The 17,481-nt window shown below is 72.9% G+C and carries 12 protein-coding genes; 7 read left to right on the forward strand and 5 right to left on the reverse strand.

The window, feature by feature from the left end:
• Positions 1–57: 57 nt before the first annotated feature.
• From WMF34_RS36405 to WMF34_RS36415, 3 genes are all read left to right on the forward strand, one after another.
• The gene (locus WMF34_RS36405) at positions 58–1,317 is read left to right on the forward strand and encodes a metallophosphoesterase family protein (RefSeq protein ID WP_012239774.1); all 1,260 of its coding nucleotides are present in this window, start codon (positions 58–60) and stop codon (positions 1,315–1,317) included.
• A gap of 168 nt (positions 1,318–1,485) precedes the next feature.
• The gene (locus WMF34_RS36410) at positions 1,486–2,703 is read left to right on the forward strand and encodes a cytochrome P450 family protein (RefSeq protein WP_012239775.1); all 1,218 of its coding nucleotides are present in this window, start codon (positions 1,486–1,488) and stop codon (positions 2,701–2,703) included.
• Between the two features lie 126 nt (positions 2,704–2,829).
• Entirely contained in the window at positions 2,830–3,450 is a 621-nt protein-coding gene (locus tag WMF34_RS36415; protein ID WP_012239776.1) for a Uma2 family endonuclease, read from the forward strand.
• 31 nt (positions 3,451–3,481) lie between these two features.
• Here the strand turns inward: WMF34_RS36415 and WMF34_RS36420 are convergent, their stop codons facing one another.
• From WMF34_RS36420 to WMF34_RS36440, 5 genes are all read right to left on the reverse strand, one after another.
• Positions 3,482–5,554, reverse strand: coding sequence for an amylo-alpha-1,6-glucosidase (locus WMF34_RS36420; RefSeq protein ID WP_012239777.1), 2,073 nt, complete (start codon positions 5,552–5,554; stop codon positions 3,482–3,484).
• Complete coding sequence (treZ, locus tag WMF34_RS36425; protein ID WP_012239778.1) at positions 5,544–7,490, reverse strand: malto-oligosyltrehalose trehalohydrolase; 1,947 nt, start codon at positions 7,488–7,490, stop codon at positions 5,544–5,546. Before treZ ends, WMF34_RS36420 begins: the two co-directional genes overlap by 11 nt.
• 345 nt (positions 7,491–7,835) lie before the next feature.
• Complete coding sequence (locus WMF34_RS36430) at positions 7,836–10,097, reverse strand: ATP-binding cassette domain-containing protein (protein WP_437990715.1); 2,262 nt, start codon at positions 10,095–10,097, stop codon at positions 7,836–7,838.
• Entirely contained in the window at positions 10,094–12,943 is a 2,850-nt protein-coding gene (locus WMF34_RS36435) for an ATP-binding cassette domain-containing protein (RefSeq protein ID WP_437990716.1), read from the reverse strand. The genes WMF34_RS36430 and WMF34_RS36435 overlap by 4 nt, the downstream gene beginning before the upstream one ends.
• 137 nt (positions 12,944–13,080) lie before the next feature.
• On the reverse strand, positions 13,081–14,250 hold the full coding sequence (locus tag WMF34_RS36440; RefSeq protein ID WP_044966681.1) for an HlyD family secretion protein: 1,170 nt from the start codon (positions 14,248–14,250) through the stop codon (positions 13,081–13,083).
• A gap of 168 nt (positions 14,251–14,418) precedes the next feature.
• Here WMF34_RS36440 and WMF34_RS36445 point away from each other — a divergent pair, with 168 nt between their 5' ends.
• The 4 genes from WMF34_RS36445 to WMF34_RS36460 all read left to right on the forward strand — a co-directional run bounded on the left by WMF34_RS36445 (position 14,419) and on the right by WMF34_RS36460 (position 17,331).
• Positions 14,419–14,640 (forward strand): microviridin/marinostatin family tricyclic proteinase inhibitor, encoded by a 222-nt coding sequence (locus WMF34_RS36445; protein WP_044966683.1) that lies wholly within the window; start codon positions 14,419–14,421, stop codon positions 14,638–14,640.
• A gap of 388 nt (positions 14,641–15,028) precedes the next feature.
• On the forward strand, positions 15,029–15,265 hold the full coding sequence (locus WMF34_RS36450; RefSeq protein WP_437990717.1) for a microviridin/marinostatin family tricyclic proteinase inhibitor: 237 nt from the start codon (positions 15,029–15,031) through the stop codon (positions 15,263–15,265).
• Between the two features lie 45 nt (positions 15,266–15,310).
• Positions 15,311–16,309: an MvdC family ATP-grasp ribosomal peptide maturase gene (locus WMF34_RS36455; RefSeq protein WP_437990718.1), complete on the forward strand. Its 999-nt coding sequence runs from the start codon at positions 15,311–15,313 to the stop codon at positions 16,307–16,309.
• Complete coding sequence (locus WMF34_RS36460; protein ID WP_437990719.1) at positions 16,306–17,331, forward strand: MvdD family ATP-grasp ribosomal peptide maturase; 1,026 nt, start codon at positions 16,306–16,308, stop codon at positions 17,329–17,331. The genes WMF34_RS36455 and WMF34_RS36460 overlap by 4 nt, the downstream gene beginning before the upstream one ends.
• Positions 17,332–17,481: the final 150 nt, after the last annotated feature.

The raw sequence follows: 17,481 nt of genomic DNA on the forward strand, positions 1-17,481 counted from the left end.
TCATCGGATGAGCAGCGCTCCCGGCGCCGAGCGGCTAAGCTCGGGCCGCGCCTGCCCATGAAGTTCGTCCACGCCGCCGACCTCCACATCGACAGCCCCCTCCGCGGGCTCGACCGTTACCCGGGCGCCCCTGTCGAGCAGATCCGCGGGGCCACCCGCCGCGCGCTCGAGAACCTCGTGAACCTCTGCCTCGCCGAGGAGGTCGACCTCCTGCTCCTCGCGGGCGACATCTATGACGGCGACTGGAAGGACTACAGCACGGGCCTGTTCTTCGCCGCGCAGCTCTCCCGCCTGCGCGCCGCCCGGGTGGACGTCGTGCTCCTCTACGGCAATCACGACGCCGAGAGCAACATCACGCGTCACCTGGAGCTCCCCGAAAACGCCCGGCGGCTCGATCCCCGCCGCCCCGAGTCCATCGTCTTCGAGCGGCTCGGGGTCGCCGTCCACGGACAGAGCTTCGCGACCAAGGCCGTCACCGACGATCTCGCCGCGGGTTATCCGGACGCGCGGGCGGGCCTCTTCAACATCGGCATGCTCCACACCTGCCTGGGCGGACGCGAGGGCCACGACAACTACGCTCCTTGCAGCCTGAACACCCTCGTCGGGAAGCGATACGATTACTGGGCGCTCGGCCACGTGCACACCCGGGAGGTGCTCTCGCGCGATCCGTACATCGCGTTCCCCGGCAACCTCCAGGGCCGCCACGCCCGCGAGACCGGCGAGAAGGGCGCCCTCCTCGTCGCGGTGGACGACGGCCGAATCACCTCGGTCGAGCACCGCCCCCTCGACGTCGTGCGGTGGAGCGCGTGCGAGGTCGATCTCTCCGCGGCCGCGAGCGCCGACGACATCGTGGATCTGACGCGGGAGGAGCTCGAGCGGCGCCTCGCCGAGGCGGACGGGCGCACGCTGGCCGCGCGGGTCTTCCTGTGCGGCGCGACGAAGGCGCACGCCGCGCTCCGCGCCGATTTCGAGCGCTGGACGGGGCAGATCCGCGCGATCGCCAACGATCTGGGCGGCGCGCTCTGGATCGAGCGCGTGCTCTCCCGGACGATCTCGCCGCTCCAGGTGGGCGCGCTCGAGGAGCGGGACGACGCGATCGGCCAGCTCACGCGGTCGCTGCGCGCGCTGCGCGACGACGAGGCGGGCCTGTCCTCGCTGCTGCGTGAGTTCGCGAGCCTCAGGAACAAGCTGCCCGTCGAGGCGCGCGAGGGGGACGACGCGATCCGCCTCGACGACCCGGCGTTCCTGCGCGAGGCGCTCGACGACGTGGAGCACACGCTGATCTCGCGGCTGCTCGGCGCGAGCGACGCGCCCTGAAGGTCGAGCGCGGCCCGCTCGAGCTCCGACGCCGCGGCTCGACGGTCGGCGGCGCGCAGCCCTCCGACCGCGGCTTGACGGCGCGCGGTTCTCCACCATGCACACCTCGCGATCCGGCGTGACGCGAGCATCACCTCGAACGTCCGGACGCCATGAAACGGGGGAATCATGGTCGACCAGGACGCTTTTCCGGAGCTGTTCCATCCGAGCAGCCGCGCCGAGCCGCACGCGATCTACGCGCGCATGCGGGCCGCGGGGCGCCTGCATCGCCTCGTTCACCCCCGCCTCGATGTGCCCATCTGGGTGGCCGTGCGTTACGACGACTGCGTGGAGCTCCTCAAGGATCCGCGCCTGATCCGCGACTTCCGCAAGCTCCCCGACGAGGTGCGCCGGCGTTATTTCCCGCTCAGCGACCGCACGACCTTCATGGATCAGCACATGCTCGACGCCGATCCGCCGGATCACACGCGGCTCCGGGCCATCGTCCAGCGGGCCTTCTCGCCGCGGATGATGGAAGGGCTGCGCCCGCGCATCCAGGAGATCGCGGACGGGCTCATCGACGCGGTGATCGACCGGCGCCGGATGGAGCTCATTGCAGACTTCGCGTTTCCGCTCCCCACCGCGGTGATCGCCGAGCTGCTCGGCCTCCCCGTCGAGGATCGCGGCCGGTTCCGCCGGTGGACGAAGATCCTCCTCGCGCCCGCGAAAGATCGCGAGTTCGTGGAGCGCGCCCAGCCCGTGGTGGAGGAGTTCGCGGCGTACTTCCGGGCGCTCGCCGACGCGCGCCGCAAGGCCCCGCGCGACGACCTGATCAGCGGCCTCTTGCTCGCCGAGGAGCAGGAGCACAAGCTGAGCCCGGCGGAGCTCTCGAGCATGGTGTTCCTGCTGCTCGTCGCGGGCCACGAGACCACCGTGCACCTCATCGCGAGCGGCATGCTCCTCCTGCTCTCGCACCCCGCGGAGCGGCGCCGGCTGGACGAGGACCCCGGGCTCGTCGGCTCCGCGGTGGAAGAGGCGCTGCGCTGCGAGGGGCCGGCGGAGCTCTCGACGATCCGCTGGTCGCTCGAGGACATCGAGCTGTTCGGCGCCCGCGTGCCGGCGGGAGAAGGGGTCGCGGCGGGGCTCCTCGCCGCGAACCGGGATCCGCAGCACTTTCCGGATCCGGATCGCTTCGATATCGGCCGCTCGCCGAACCGGCACATCGGCTTCGGGGGCGGTATCCACTTCTGCCTGGGCGCGATGCTCGCGCGGATCGAGGCGGCGATCGCCTTCTCGACGCTCCTCCGGAGGCTGCCGCGCATCGAGCTCGCCACCTCGACCCGCGACATCGTATGGAGCGAATGGCCCACGATCCGCGGCCCGGCGGCGGTGCCTGTGGTGTTCTGAGGCGGACAAAACCCTCCTCTCGTTGGTATTTTTGGCAAGAAAAAATCGAAAAGGGAGTCGGGGAGACAGGCGCCCAGCGCCTGCCAGCGCTCGCCGCCGGCTCCATCATCGGGTATCCTCTGGCCCATGCAGTCTGCCCCGACGAACTCCGCCCCCGAGGCCGAGCGACCGCGGCCCCGTCACGAGGAGAGCGACCAGCGCGTCATCCTCTACGGGATGACGTGGAAGGACTACGAGATCCTCCTCGCCGTGCGAGGGGACCGGGCCGGCGTGCGCATGTACTACCTGAACGGAGCGATCGAGCTGATGAGCCCGTCCCGCAGTCACGAAGGGGTCAAGAAAACCATCGCGCGGCTCCTCGAAGCCTATTGCGATGGGTGCGGCATCGAGCTCAGCGGATACGGCGCGTGGACGCTCCGCAACGCGCCGAAGGAGCGCGGGGCCGAACCCGACGAGTGCTACATCGTCGGCGACACGAACAAAGAAGTGCCAGACCTGGCGATCGAGGTCGTCTGGACGCACGGAGGTCTCGACAAGCTGGAGATCTACCGTGGCCTCGGCGTCGCCGAGGTCTGGGTGTGGGACCGCGACGAGGGCCTCCGCATCTTCGCGCTCTCGGGTGAGCGGTACCAGCTCAGCGCGCGGAGCGCGTTCCTTCCCGAGCTCGATCCTGCGTGGCTCGCGGGGTTCCTCGATCAGCCGACGCAGACCCAAGCGGTCCACGCGCTGCGCGCAGCGCTGAAGTGAGGCCGAGGCGCTCCCTGCCGGCAGGACGCGCTCAGCCCCCCGAGGGGGCCGTCCTGGCGTAGGCGCGCAGCACCTCGGCCACGCTCCACGCCTGGGCGACGCACCCGCGGGGCGTGAACGGCGGCTCGGCGTCGAAGATCTCGCTGATCGAGCCGGCGCAGGCCTCATCGAGGTGCGGCGCGAAGCCCTCGAGAAGGCGCCGCGCCCCGGCGAGGTCAGTGGGATATACCTTCAGCCAGGCGTCGATGAACGGGCCCATGAGCCACCCCCACACGGTGCCCTGGTGATAGGCCATGTCCCGCGCGCGGAGGTCGCCGAAGTACTTCGGTTTGTAGTCCGGGTGCCCCGGCGCGAGCGACCTGAGGCCCACGGGCGTCCAGAGCCGCTCCTTCACCTGATCGACGATCCCCTTCCAGCGCGCGGGCTCGAGGACGGGGTGAGGCAGCGAGATCGCGAGGAGCTGGTTCGGACGGAAGGCGTCGTCGGCGCCCTGCTCGCCGTCGATCACGTCGTAGAGATAGCCGTGCTTCTCGGACCAGAAGCGCCGGTTGAAGGAGGCCTTGACCTGCTCGGCGGCCGCGCCGTAGCGCCTCGCCGCGCCGTCGCCGTCGGACTCGCGCGCCCAGCGCTCGATGAGGCGCAGGGCGTTGTACCAGAGCGCGTTGATCTCCACGGGCTTCCCCCGGCGTGGCGTGACCACGTAGTCGCCGACCTTCGCGTCCATCCAGGTCAGCTGAACTCCCTCTTCCCCCTGGCGGATCAGGCCGTCCTGCGGGTCGGCGCGGATGCCGAAGCGCGTCCCGCGGGTGTGGTGCTCGACGATATCGATCAGCGTGGGGAGGATGAGCCGGAGCGTCTCGCGATCCCCGGTGGTCGCCAGGTAGCGATCGAGCGCGTGGAAGAACCAGAGGGTGGCGTCGGCGGTGTGGTAGAGCCCGTCGTTCTTGCCCTCCGGGAACATGTTGGGGATGAGCCCGTCCTTCACGTAATGGGCGAACGTGCGGAGGATGTAGCCCGCCTCGGTGTGGCGCCCGGTGACGAGCGTCAGCCCCTCGAGGCTGATCATGGTGTCCCGGCCCCAGTCGGTGAACCAGTGATAGCCCGCGATGACGGTGCGCACCTCGTCGCCCGCGGCCCGGGCCCGGGCGGCGTCCTCGACGCGGCCCGCGGGGCTGATGAGGAACTGATCGGCGCCGAGGACGAGCTCCGCCGCCGGCCCGCTGCGGACCTCGGGCGCCGCGGCGAGCAGGAGCCGCGTCCGGCGCTTGCGCTCCGCGCGCTGCACCTCGTCCGTGGAGAGGGCGTTGAGCGTCTCCCAGGCCTCCGTGGACGCGATCAGGGTCGCGCTGCCGGAGACCGGGAGCTCGAGGCTGAAGAGGCCAGGGCTGTAGAACTCGCCGACGGCGTCGTATCCGCGGCTCTGCTCGATCCGGTAGCGGACGTTGCGCAGGCGGGCGCTCTCGATCCTGAACTCGGCCCGAGCGCCCTGGACCTTCAGCCGGAGCGGCGGCAGCTCGCCCGGAGACGCGAGCTCGTAGCGATCCTCGACCACGGTGAGCGCATAGGGGCCCGCGACCGGCCGATCGAGCGCGCCCTCGTGCGGCCGGAAATTCACCCACGGCTGGAGCTCGATCCGCACAGGGCCCGTCCCCTCGACGAGCGTGTACGTGACATGGACCGTGTTCTGCGCGTGAGGCATGAGGAGGCGCCGCTCGATCGCCATCCCCGCGCCCTCGTAGCGCCAGACGGGGAGCCCGGCCTCGAGGCGGAACTCGGCGAGATCGATGACCCGCGCGGCGCCGTCGTCGAGCCAGGGCTCCTGACCGCCCACCTGGTACACCCTGTCCTCCGCGGTGAAGATCCGGGTGGAGAGATCGCTGAGCATCATGGTGCGACCGAGGGGGGCCGGCAGCGCGGAGATCAGCAGTCCATGGAAGCGGCGGGTCACAGCGCCGGAGACGGTGCCCGACGCGTAACCGCCGAGGCCGTTCGTGACGAGCCATTCCCGCGTGAGCGGGTCCGAGCCGCGCTCGGCGTCGTCCTGCGAGGTGGGGGCGGCGCCCCGGGACCAGACCATCCTCCGGCAGATCTCGTCAGCGTACATGCTTCTTGGGCTCCTCCGGGCGCGGATTGGCGCTCGTCTTCTCGGGGACCGGCGTCCCGACCACGGGGTGGAGGAGGATCGCCGCCTCGCCCGGGATGTGGACGCCCTCCTCGGTGATGACAGGTGGACTGCCTTGGCCCCCGTAGCGGGGGGACTCGCTGGACCACGACGTCTCCCAGCGGCGCCCCGGCGGCGGGGCGAAGAGCGGCTCCGGCAACGACCCTCGATGGATGTCCCGCCCGAGGTTGACGAGGAGCAGCCGGTCGTCGCCGTCGTCGCCGAAGTAGCGCAGGAGGAAGGCGTGGGCCGAGAGGACGGCCCCGTCGACGCCGCGCGGGCGCTGGGCCCGGATCACCGGATCGCGCCGGCGGAGCGCGATGAGGTCCTCGTGGAGGGCGTAGAGGGCGGCGTTCCGCTCGCGCTCGGAGAAATCGAGCTTGCAGCGCTCGAACGTCCGCGGGTCGCTCGGATCGTCGAGCTGCGCGCGGACCTCCGGCGCCGAGCAGGACGGGAACTGCTCGAGGAACTCCGCCCTGCCCTTGCGCACGAGCGGTGCGAGCTCGGGGTTGTGGTCGGCGAAGAAGAGGAACGGCGCCGAGGACCCGAACTCCTGCCCTTGAAAGAGCATGGGTGTCCCCGGGGCGAGGAGCAGGGCCGCCGACATCGCCCGGAGCCTGCCCGGGCTCACGATGTGACAGAGCCGCTCGCCTCGCGCGGTGTTGGCGACCTGGTCGTGGTTCTCCAGGAAGAGGACGAAGCGCGCCGGATCGACGCCGAGCGCCGGCGTCCCTCGCCGCTGCTTCTGCCATTGATAGCGCTGCCCCTGGAAGAGGAACCCGTGCTTCAGGGCGGAGAGGAGCTCCTGGGGCGAGCCCTCGTGATCGCTGTAATAGGCCTCGCTCCGGCCGGTGAGCGCCACCTTGGCGCTGTGGTGGAAATCGTCGTTCCAGATCGCGTCGAGCCCGTAGCCGCCCCGCTCGGCGGCGCGGATCAGCCACTCTTCCTGCGACTCGTTCTCGGCCACGAGGAACGTCTCCTTGCCCTTCGCCGCCTCCCGCACGCGGCGCGCGATGGCGGCGAGGATGTGATCCTTCGAGCCATCGTAGATGTTCTGCGTCGCGTCGAGCCGGAGCCCGTCGAGGTGGAACTCGTCGATCCAGTAGCCGGCGTTGGCGATGAAGTACTCCCTCACCGCCTCGGATCGCGGGCCGTCGAAGTTGATCGCCGCTCCCCAGTCCGTCTTGTGACGATCGGTGAAGTAGTCCCCGGAGAACTGGCCGAGGTAGTTGCCGTCCGGGCCGAGGTGGTTGTAGACGACATCGAGGATCACCGCGATCCCGGCGCGGTGCGCCGCGTCCACGAAGCGGCGGAGATCGTCCGGGCTGCCGTAGAGGCGCGTCGGCGCGAAGAGGTTCACGCCGTCGTACCCCCAGTTGAAGCGGCCGGGGACCTCGGCGATGGGGAGCAGCTCGATCAGGGAGACGCCGATCCGCGCGAGCTCCGGCAGCTCGCGGGCGGCGGACTCCCATGTGCCCTCCCGGGTGAAGGTCCCGATGTGCATCTCGTAGATGACTTGCCCCTTCAGCGGGGCGCCCCGGAATGCCGCGTCGCTCCATGAGAACGCGCCGGGATCGATCACCTCGGAGGGCCCGTGCGGCCCCTCCGGCTGCGACCGCGAGGCGGGATCGGGAGTGAGCGCCTCACCGTCGTCGAGCCGGAACCGGTAGCGGGTGCCGCTCGCCGCAGACGCGACGAGCCCCGCGAAATAACCGCCCTCCTCGGGCCGCAGCGGGGCGGCCCCGCCGCTCCCCGGCCCGGCCTCCAGGACGACCTCGACCTTGCGCCTGGCCGGCGCCCAGACACGGAAGTGGACTCCTTTCCCGACGAGCACCTCTGCGCCGATGGGCAGCCGCCTCTCCGTCTTGAACTCCAGCATTGAAATGAATTCTAAGCGCAACACAGATGACGTCCAGCGCCGATATGCACCTGACGACGCTACCGCTGTCACTGCTCAGCTGTCGAGCGCAACGTGCCTTACGGAGCTGCCTGAGCGCGATCAGGAGCAAACCGACATCGAGGTCGGCGCTGTCTGTGTGGCGAAATTGCGCGACGTGAGCTCGCTCTGAAGCGCGCGCCTTGGGCTCCCTCCTTGCCCAAGGCGCGTGTTCGAGGACACGAAAGAGATAGAGCGAGACAGGAGTCGACCCATCGAGATGGGGAGAGGCGATGAAGTGGGCTTGACGACCTTGCGATGGAAGGCGATGAAGCGCGCTCTCCGCGGCTACGGGTGGGCGATGACGACGAGGGTGCGCGCGCGCCGGAGCACGCAGCGCAACGCTCGCTCCAGCGTCTCCGGGTCGAGCGCCGCGAAGCTCTCGTCGAGCACCACGACCTCGGCGTCCTGCAGCAGCGCGCGCGCCATGTAGAGCCGGCTCCGCTCGCCGTGCGAGAGCTGCCAGCCCGTCTCGCCCACCACCTGCTCCAGCCCCCCCGGCATCCGGCCGAGCAGCTCGCCGAGGCCGAGCTCGTGGCAGATCTCCTCGGCCTCCGCGAGGTCGTCGGGCCTCGGCGGCCAGCGCCTGCCCATCAGCAGATTGTACGCGAACGTCCCGGCGAGGACGTGGTTCTCGTGGAACTGCGGCGCCGCCGCCACGCGGCGCCTCCACGCGGCGGCGCCCAGCATGTGGCGGTCGAGCCCGTTCAGCAGCAGCAGCCCCGCGTCGGGCGCGCGCAGCCCCGAGAGCAGCGCGCTCAGCGTCGACTTCCCGCCGCCCGAGGGCCCCTCGAGCAGGATGCGGTCGCCCGCCGCGATCCGCACCGACACGTCGGCAACCGCGGGGCGCGCCCGTCCCTTGTGCCGGAACGACAGCTCGTGCGCCTCCAGGACCACGGCGCGGGCCTCGGCGGCCTCCTGCCCGCGCGCGCGGGCCGGCGATCGCCCCGCGTCGGGGGGCAGCGGCGGCGGCGGCGGCCCGCCGCGGGCGGCCGCCTGGAACAGCGTGGAGACCTGCTCCCACGCGATCGCCGCGCTGGCGAGGCTCGACAGGCCGCCCGACAGGCCCTGGAGCGCGCGGCTCGCGAGCAGGACGCCCCCCAGCGCCACCGCGTACGCCCCGGCGGAGCCGGTGCCCGCGAGGAACGGCGGCAGGAGGCCGGCGATGCCGGCGATGAGCCAGCCGCGCGGCATCAGCGCGCCGATCTCGATCTGGCTCCGGTCGATGTCGCGCGACCGCAGCAGGTACTGGGCGAGCGCCTCGTCCTCGCCGTGGTGCCAGCGGCCGTGGCGCTCCTGGGCGAGGCGGGTCCGGTGGCCGACCAGGCGCTCGATGAGGTCGTGCGTCATCGCGAGCCGCGCGGCGGTCCAGCGCGCGCGCCGCCGGTAGAACCGCACGCAGAGCGCGAGGACCAGGGCCGCCCAGGCGGCGAGCAGCAGCGCGTGGATCGCGCCCGCCGCGCCCTGGGCGAGCACGGCCGCCGCCGCCGCGAGCTCGAACGCCGACGCGACCGCCGCGACGCCGCCGCCCATCGCGAGCCCCTCGATCGCCTCGGACTCGATCACGCGGCCGAGGAAGCGGCCCGCGCCCTCGCTGCGCACCTCCTCGGCGTCGAGCGCGAGCGCGCCAGAGAGCAGGCGCTGCTTGACCAGCGCGCTCGAGTCGATCGCGACGAGGCCGGACAGCCACGCCATGAGCTGGCGCAGCGGCACGACCGTCGCGAGCAGCAGCGCGCCGGCGACGAGCCACCCCTCGTCGAGGTGGTCGTCGAGGATGCTGCGCCCCACGGTCATCCACACCAGGATCCAGAGCGTGTAGGCCGCCGCGTGGGCCGCGAGCAGGCCGAGGAGGCGGCGCGGGATCCGCGCGGCCTGCGCCTGCCGCGCGAGCGGCGCGCCCGGCGGCAGGCGCAGGCTCCAGATGCCATCGATGATCACGGGCCCGAGGCGCTCGTCGAGCAGGGCCCGCCGCGCGCGCGCGCGCCGCCGCGGCCGCACGGCCGCGCGCGCGAGGACCCGCTCGATCTCCGGGAGCACCTGCGCCTCGATCGGGCGGCAGATGCGGCCGGCGATCGCCTCGACCGGGACGCGCGCCGTGGAGCGGTCGGCGCGGAGCGCGGCGAGGTCGCGCCCCCTGCGCCCCAGGACGGCGAGGAAGCGGGGCGCCCCGCCGTCGCGCAGCCACACGAGCGCGGGCGCGACGCGGAGGAGCGCCTCGCCGATCTCGTCGTAGCGCGCCGCGATCGGCTCCGCCTCGACGCCGAGGTACGCCGCGGCCTGATCGATCCACGCCCCGAGCGCGTCCGCGCTGCGGAGGTGCCCGGCGGCCGGGACGGGCGCCGCGACCGCGCGCGGGCCGAGGCCGCTCTGCGTCGCGAGCGCCTCGAGCGCGTCGCCGAGGCGCTCCGCCGGCCACTCGAGGGCGCCGAGCGGATCGACCGCCTGGTCCGGCCTCGCTCCCCACCCAGGTTGCGGCCTGGCCCCCCACCCGGGTTGCGCCTCCTCCCCGTCCGGCCGGGCTTCCCACCCGGGTTGCGCCTCGGCGGTCACCTCCGCTGGCCCTCCCCTGCCGCTCCGGCGCCCTCCCCTGCCGCTCCGGAGCCCTCCCCTGCCGCTCCGGCGCCCTCTCCTGGCGCTCCGGCGCCCTCCCCCGCCGCCTCGGCGATGCGCCCGCGCGCGACCTTCAGCCGGCGCCACCCGCCGCTCGACCAGAGCCCTCGCTGCACCGCTGCCTCGGCCTCGAGCAGCGCGCGGTAGCGCGAGCCGGGGCGCGCCGCGAGCTCGGACGGCGCCCCGTCCTCGACAACGCGCCCGCCGTCCACGACGAGCACCCGCTCGAACGATCGCGTCTCGCCGACGTCGTGGGTGACGCACAGGAGCGTCGCGCGCCGGAAGCGCCGCCGCGCCCGGGCGAGCAGCGCCCGGCGGCGCTCCCGGTCGAGGCCGCGGAACGGCTCGTCGAGGATCGCGAGCCGCGCCTCGCTCCGCAGCATCGCCCGGCCCAGGCGCAACCGCTGCCCCTCGCCGCCAGAGACGAGCCCTCCGCCCTCGCCGAGCAGGGTCTTCTGCCCCTCCGGCAGCCGCTCCAGCACCTCGCGCAGCTCGGCCTCCTCGACGACGGCGCCGAAGTCGGCCGCGTCGTCGGGCGCGCCGTAGCGGAGGTTGTCGAGGAACGATCGGTTCCAGATCTGGACCGACGGGTCGACCCACGCGGTCTCCTCGCGCAGCGCGCGCATCCGCTCGCCGTCGAGGGGGCGGCCGTCGACGAGCACCCGGCCCTCGCTCGCCCGGTGCCAGCCGAGCAGGACCCCGACGAGGCTCGACTTCCCCGCGCCCGAGGAGCCCACGATCGCCACGTGGCTGCCCGCCGCGATCTTCAGATCCACCCCGTCGAGGATCACGTGACCGGCCGCCTGGATGCGCACGCGCTCGAAGGTGATCGCGCAGCCCGCGCCGCCGGCGGCCCCTTGCGCGAGCGGCGCCGCTTCCGCGGGAGCGCGCGCGGGGGCGCCGGCGCGCAGCTCCTCCGGCGCGCCGAGCGGCTCGAGCAAGCGCAGCGCCGTGTTGCGGTGCCCCGGGTACTGGAGCAGCGTGCTCGCGAGCGCCTGCCCGATGGCGGGCAGCGCGAGCGCCCAGTAAAAAAGCAGGAGCGCCCGCGAGAGGGCGCCCCCGCGGGCGAGGAAATCGCCGAGGATCCACGCGGCAAGCGCGAAGCCGATCAGCGCCTGCGCCCCGTCGACGGCGAGGGCGGCGCGGAGGAGCGCGCGGCCGGCGAGCGCCCACTCCCCGAGCAGCCCCGCGTGCTCGCGCCGCACGGCCCGCTCCGCCGCGTGCGCCCGGATCGGCACGAGGCCGAGGAGCGCGTCGAGGTAGAAGCTCGTGAGCGCGCCGGCGTGGGTGCGGACGCGCAGGTCTCGCTCGACGAGGACGCGGTTCCCCGCGAACGGCAGCGCGAGCGCGAGCGCGGCGCCCGGCACGGCGAGGCGCGCGCTCCCGGGATCGATCCAGACGATCGCGGCCGTGGTCACCGCGAGGTCGAGCGCCGAGCGCGCGATCTGGCCGCCGAACGCGGGCAGGCCGCGGAGCACGTGCAAGCTGTGGCCGCGCTGCGCCATGTCCGAGGCCGGGCGGCTCTGGAAGTAGCGATCGCCGATGCGCGGGATCTTCGCGAGGAAGGCCATCCGCAGCCGGACCTCGAGGTGGCGCCCGAGCCGGATCATCCCCGTGGTCAGCGAGAGATCGAGGGCGAGCTCCACCGCGAGGAACGCCGCGAGGGCGATGAGGGCGGCGAGGCGCTGCTCGAACAGCGCGAGATCGTTCGAGATCTGGAGCAGGCCCCGGAAGAGGAGGCTCTCCAGCACCACCGTCGCGACGCTGAGCAAGAGCGCGCCGGCGAGCACGGCGGGCGTCAGCAGGCCGTCCTCGCGGATCATCCGGAGGAGCGCGCGCGCAGGCGGGATCTCGCGCTCCGCGAGGGCGGCCGCGAGGTCGGGGGGGAGGCGCGCCTCGCCGCGAGCAGCCGTCTCGCCGCCGGCGGTCACCTCACCGCGAGCAGCCACCTCACCGCGAGCGACCGCCTCGGCGTGCGCCGGGGGCTCGGGGGCGGAGGCGCCCGGCGCGCCGTCGCGGCCTGCCGGCGCGCGGGCGAAGCCGAGCGGCCGCCGCCCGCGGATCCGCACGAGCACGGCGCCCCGCGTGAGGACCATCGCCTCCCCGGACGGGTCGGCCGGCCCCGGACGCGCCGTCCAGAAGCCGGGCGGGATCATCTCCTCCCGGGCGGCCTCGGCGTCTCGGTCGAGCAGCGCGCCCAGCACGCGCGCTGCCTCGCGGCCGCGCCCGAGGCCGCCGGAGCGCACGAGCGACGTGACCAGGCGCGCGCCGGCGTCGAGCGCGGCGATCGCTCGCCAGTCCCGGTCCGACAGCGCCGCCTCGATCGGCCGCGTCCCAGCGCCGAGCCACGCGAGCCGGCGCCCGAGCGGCCGCGTGAACCCGTCGCTCGCGGCCCACCCACGGAAGTCCGCCGCGGACAGGGGCAGCTCGTGCTGGTAGAGCTCGGCTTCGAGCTGCCGTCGCGTGACCCAGCGCCGCCCCGTGCCCGGGTCCATGATCTGCGCGAGGCCGCCGTGCCGGCGCCAGATCACGACGATGTGGAGCGGCCCGGTCGACTGCCGCACGATCGCCAGGGCGGGCAGCGCCTGAGCCTCGTCGAGGAGCACGTGCTCCGGCGGCACGAGGATCTGCTGGGCCACGAGCCCGAGCTGCTCCGCGAGGTCTTCGAGGGTGTCGATGGAGGTGCCGTCGACGTCGGTCTGGCACGCCTCGCGCAGGCGCCCGTAGCTCACGCCGACGCCGAAGCCCTCGAGCACGCACTTGAGCGTGGCGGGCCCGCAATCCATCGCCGACGTCTGCACGACCTCCGGCGCGAGGAGCCTCCGCCGCGGGCTCGGCGGCCGGCGGCGGGGATCGGCGCTCGCTGCTCGCTCCGGCGCGGATCGTGGCGAAGATCGTCGATCGGCGCCCGCCGTCCCCTGGCTCACCCGTCCGCTCCGCCGCGGACCCTCACGATCTGCCCTGCTGCCCGCAGCACGAGCGACGCCGGCGAGACGCGCTCCATCTCGATGACGACGTTGCCGGGGAGCCCGTGCTGCATAGGGATCGGCGACGCGGGATCGGGGCGCACGCCGAGCTCCACGCGGATGCGGCCCTCCTGCGCCTCGCTGGCGACGCGCTCGACGGTGGTGGCCAGCGTGCCGTATTCGGTCCAGGGGAACGCGTCGAGGCGCAGGCGCCCCGCCTGCCCCGCGCGGATCCGCCCGACGGAGGAGGGCGGGAACTCCGCGATCACCCTGAGCTCGCCGGGCGGGACGACGGCGGCCACGACGTCCCCTTCGCGCACGAAGGAGCCGGCCCGCAGCACCGTGATTTCACCGACGCGCCCGGCGATGGGCGAGCGGATCTTGCGCCGCTCGATCTCGGCGAGCAGCCCCGCGATCGTCGCCTCCAGCACGAGCCGCTCCCCCTCGAGCGAGGCCGCCTCGCGGTCGAGCCGCGCGAGCTCGGCCTGCTGCTCGCTCTGCCCGGTGCGTCGCTCGACGTCGGCCCGCGCGGCGGCGCGGTCGAGCGCCTCGGTCGCCGAGCGCCGCGACAGCGCCTCGGCCGCGAGCCGCGCCGCCTCGGCCTCGGAAACGAGCCCGTCCTGCCGCAGGCGCACGGCCCGCGCCGCCTCGAGCTCCTGGAAGCGCGCGCCCGCCTCCGCCTCCTTGAGCCGCGCCTTCGCCTCGTCGATGCGCGCGCGCGCCGCCTCGGCCCCGTCGCGCAGCGCCCGCGAGCGCGCCGCGATCTCGGCCCGGAGGGGCCCCATCTGCCCCGCGATGGCCGAGAGCCGGGCCTGCTTGTCGTCCATGTCGCGGCGGAGCGGCTCCACGTCGAGCTCGACGAGGACGTCGCCCGCGGCGACCTCGGCCCCGAGGAGGTCGAGGCGGACCGCGGCGACCCTCCCGCCGAGGGGCGTCTCGACGCGGTGGGCCGCCTGCCCCACCTCGAGGCGCGCGCTCACGCTCGCCTCGTACTGCCCGACGCGCGCGAGGAAGAACCACGCGAGCCAGCCTCCGAGCAGGAGCGCGCCGAGCGCGGCGCCGACGATCGAGCCGCGATGGCCGTCGGTCGCGATCGCGTGGATCGAGCGTGAGAACCCGGCGGGCATGAGGGGTCGCGCCAAGGTACACGAGCGAAGGATGCGCAGGAAGTCGCACCCATCGCCCGGGTAAAGGCGATGAGCCTGGCAAAACTTCACGTGCAGCGCGGGCCAATTGAATGAATGCTCTCCCCTGCGGCTCCGCCGCAAGGCAGTCATTCCATCTGGAGGTCTCCCATGGCTGATATCGATCGTGATCGCGAGCAGAACGAGCAGAACGAGCAAACGGAGCAGGCGGAGACGGTGCCCTTCTTCGCTCGCTACCTGGAAGATCAGAAGCGCATCCGGACCGGCGTCAAAGCCGGCGGCATCTACCAGACCCTCAAGTACCCCTCGGACCGGGACGAGAACGTCACCATGAAGTACCCCTCCGACGGCGACGACGACGTGAAATTCTGAATTGAGCCGAGGGCGCCGCGCGATGGCCAACAGGATCGCCGTGTCGAGACGGCGTGCAATCCCGCGCGACACCACGTGACCTCGCTCGTTCTTGCGTAATCTTACGTAGCTCACACGACCATGAGTGAGCTCACGTGGCCAAGCTCAACACAATTCAATACCAGGCGTCCCGCGACCGCGGCGACTGCCGTTCCTTTTGCGCTTTTCGTGCCTTTTGTGCCAGTTGTGCCAGTTGTAAAATATGGCCACAACAACGGAATCATGCCTCGACAATCTCGCCGCGAGACGTCCATGAGGGCTTGCCAACCCGTTCGGCTGCTCGTCAAAGTAGCCCTCTTATCCTCGGCAGCTTCGTTGCCGCGGCAAGGCAACCATCTGGAGGTATCCCATGGCCGATATCGACAACCGTGAACTCGAGCAGCAGGAGCAGAAGGACGACGCCGAGGCGGTGCCGTTCTTCGCTCGCTTCCTGGAGGATCAGAAGCGCGTCCGTACCGGCGTCAAGGCCGGCAGGCCGCCCTTCCAGACGCTGAAGTACCCGTCGGACCAGGAGGACGGCGGGGGCGGCGGGAAGGACCCCATCTTCACCACGCTGAAGTACCCGTCGGACGGCGACGAGACCTGAGCACCGCATGGACCGCCCGCGCCCGTGCGAGAGAGGCATCCTGACGTGACGACGGCGAGCGCGAGCGTCCTCCTGGTCTCGCACTCCCAGGACGACTTCGGGATCGGGCGCGTGGCGGAGGCGCTGCGAAGGCGCGGCGCTCGCCCCGTCCGCCTGGACGTCGACCGGTTCCCTCGCGACATCAAGCTCTCGACGGCGCTCGGGCCGGGCGGCGTGCGCCGCCGCCTGGAGGACGCCGGGGCCGAGATCGGCGGAGACGAGATCTCCGCGGTCTGGCTCCGGCGCCTCTGGGCGCCGAGCCTCGGCGAGGGCATCCCCGAGGAGTACCGCGGCGCGTGCGTGCGCGAGTCGATGGCGGCGCTGACCGGCTGGCTGCGCGGGCTCCCCGCGCGGCGCTGGATCAACGAGCCCGCGGCCGAGGAGCGCGCCCAGGACAAGCTGCGGCAGCTCGCGGCGGCCGCGTCGGTCGGCCTTCGCGTCCCCGAGACGGTGGTGACGAACGACCCGGCCGAGGTCCGAGGCCTCTTCGCGCGCCTCGGGGGGAACGTGGTCGCCAAGATGCTCACGCCCTTCTCGACGAGCCTCGCTGGCGGCGCGCCCTTCGTCTTCACGCACGCCGTCGCGGAGGCCGACCTCGACGCCCTCTCCGGGCTGCGCCAGAGCCCCATGGTCTTCCAGGAGCGCATCCCCAAGGCGCGCGAGCTCCGCGTCGCCTGCGTCGACGGCCGGTGCTTCCCGGGCGCGCTCGACGCGACCCGCTACGAGTCCATCGCCGTCGACTGGCGCCACCCGGACGTCAGCGAGGTCGGCATCGGGTGGGAGCCGGACGCCCTCCCGCGCGACGTCGAAGCGCGGCTCGGCGCGCTCCTCCGCGCCCTCGGGCTGGTCTTCGGGGCGGTCGACCTCATCCGGACGCCGGACGGGGAGCACGTCTTTCTCGAAGTGAACCCCGCCGGCGAGTGGGGCATGCTGGAGCGGGATCTCGGCCTGCCGATCGCCGACGCGCTGGCGGAGGCGCTGCTCGCTCCGACGGAGAACCGGTGACAGTCCTCATCATCACGCACAGCGAAGACAACGAGTGCATCGACCGCGTCGCCGCCGCGATCGCCAGGCTGGGCGGCCGGGCCTTCCGCTTCGACACCGACGCTTTCCCTGCGGGGGTGCGGCTCTCGCTCTCGTCGGGGGCCGGGGCGGGCCGCTCCACGTTGACCACCCGGGACGGCGCGCTCGACCTCGGCGACGTGACCGCCGTCTGGTATCGCCGGGTCGCCTACGGCGCCAGGCTGCCCTCGTCGATGGATCCGCAGCTCCGGAGCGCGTCGGTCCACGAGGCGAAGCAGACCGCGGAGGGCATGCTCGCGGCGTTCCGCGTCCCGCAGGTCGACCCGTTGCCGGCGGTGCGCTTCGCGTCGAACAAGCAGGTGCAGCTCGACATCGCGCGCGAGGTCGGCCTCGACACGCCGCGCACGCTCACGACCAACGACGAAGACGCGGCGCGGGCCTTCGCCGCGACCTGCCCGGGCGGGGTGATCGCCAAGATGCTCTCGTCGTTCGCCGTCTACCGCGACGGCGAGGAGCAGGTGGTCTTCACGAACGCCCTCGAGGCCAAGGACCTCGCGGACATGCGGGGGCTCTCGCTCTGCCCGATGACCTTCCAGGAGAACATCCCGAAGGCGCGCGAGCTGCGGGTCACGGTCGTGGGCGAGCGCGTCTTCACGGCCTCGGTCGACTCGCAAGCGGCGCCCGGCGCCGAGGTCGACTGGCGCAGGCAGGGGCTCGAGCTCATCGACGCCTGGCGCAAGGACACGCTCCCGCCCGACGTCGAGACGGGCGTGCTCCGGCTGATGGATCAGCTCGGCCTCAACTACGGCGCGATCGACATCCTCCGCACGCCGGACGGCCGGCACGTCTTCCTCGAGGTCAACCCGTCCGGCGAGTTCTTCTGGCTGGAGCGGAACCCCGGGCTCCCGATCAGCGAGGCGCTCGCCGAGGTGCTGCTCGGCAAGGCGCCGCGGCGCGGCTCGTGGAGCGCCTTCCTCCACACGCCGGCGACACATCCCCGCTGATCCGGCGGCGCAGCGCCGCCGAGCGGACGCTCGGTGCCGTCCGCCCGCCCGCCTGTCGCTTCCAGCACGACACGACCTGCCGCTCCCTCACCGGACAGACGGGCGCCGCGCGACGCGCCCCGGCGCCGCGCGGTGCGCCTTGACAACGCG

The organism is Sorangium sp. So ce145, from assembly GCF_051525985.1.
GTDB classification, from domain to species: Bacteria; Myxococcota_A; Polyangia; order Polyangiales; family Polyangiaceae; genus Sorangium; species Sorangium cellulosum_B.

What these genes read in the sequence shown, in the direction of transcription:
- WMF34_RS36420 (WP_012239777.1), bottom strand. Translation starts at nt 5,554, where the DNA reads ATGTACGCTGACGAGATCTGCCGGAGGATGGTCTGGTCCCGGGGCGCC.
- WMF34_RS36440 (WP_044966681.1), bottom strand. Translation starts at nt 14,250, where the DNA reads ATGCCCGCCGGGTTCTCACGCTCGATCCACGCGATCGCGACCGACGGC.
- WMF34_RS36410 (WP_012239775.1), top strand. Translation starts at nt 1,486, where the DNA reads ATGGTCGACCAGGACGCTTTTCCGGAGCTGTTCCATCCGAGCAGCCGC.
- WMF34_RS36450 (WP_437990717.1), top strand. Translation starts at nt 15,029, where the DNA reads ATGGCCGATATCGACAACCGTGAACTCGAGCAGCAGGAGCAGAAGGAC.
- WMF34_RS36415 (WP_012239776.1), top strand. Translation starts at nt 2,830, where the DNA reads ATGCAGTCTGCCCCGACGAACTCCGCCCCCGAGGCCGAGCGACCGCGG.
- WMF34_RS36445 (WP_044966683.1), top strand. Translation starts at nt 14,419, where the DNA reads ATGGCTGATATCGATCGTGATCGCGAGCAGAACGAGCAGAACGAGCAA.
- WMF34_RS36405 (WP_012239774.1), top strand. Translation starts at nt 58, where the DNA reads ATGAAGTTCGTCCACGCCGCCGACCTCCACATCGACAGCCCCCTCCGC.
- WMF34_RS36435 (WP_437990716.1), bottom strand. Translation starts at nt 12,943, where the DNA reads ATGGATTGCGGGCCCGCCACGCTCAAGTGCGTGCTCGAGGGCTTCGGC.
- treZ (WP_012239778.1), bottom strand. Translation starts at nt 7,490, where the DNA reads ATGCTGGAGTTCAAGACGGAGAGGCGGCTGCCCATCGGCGCAGAGGTG.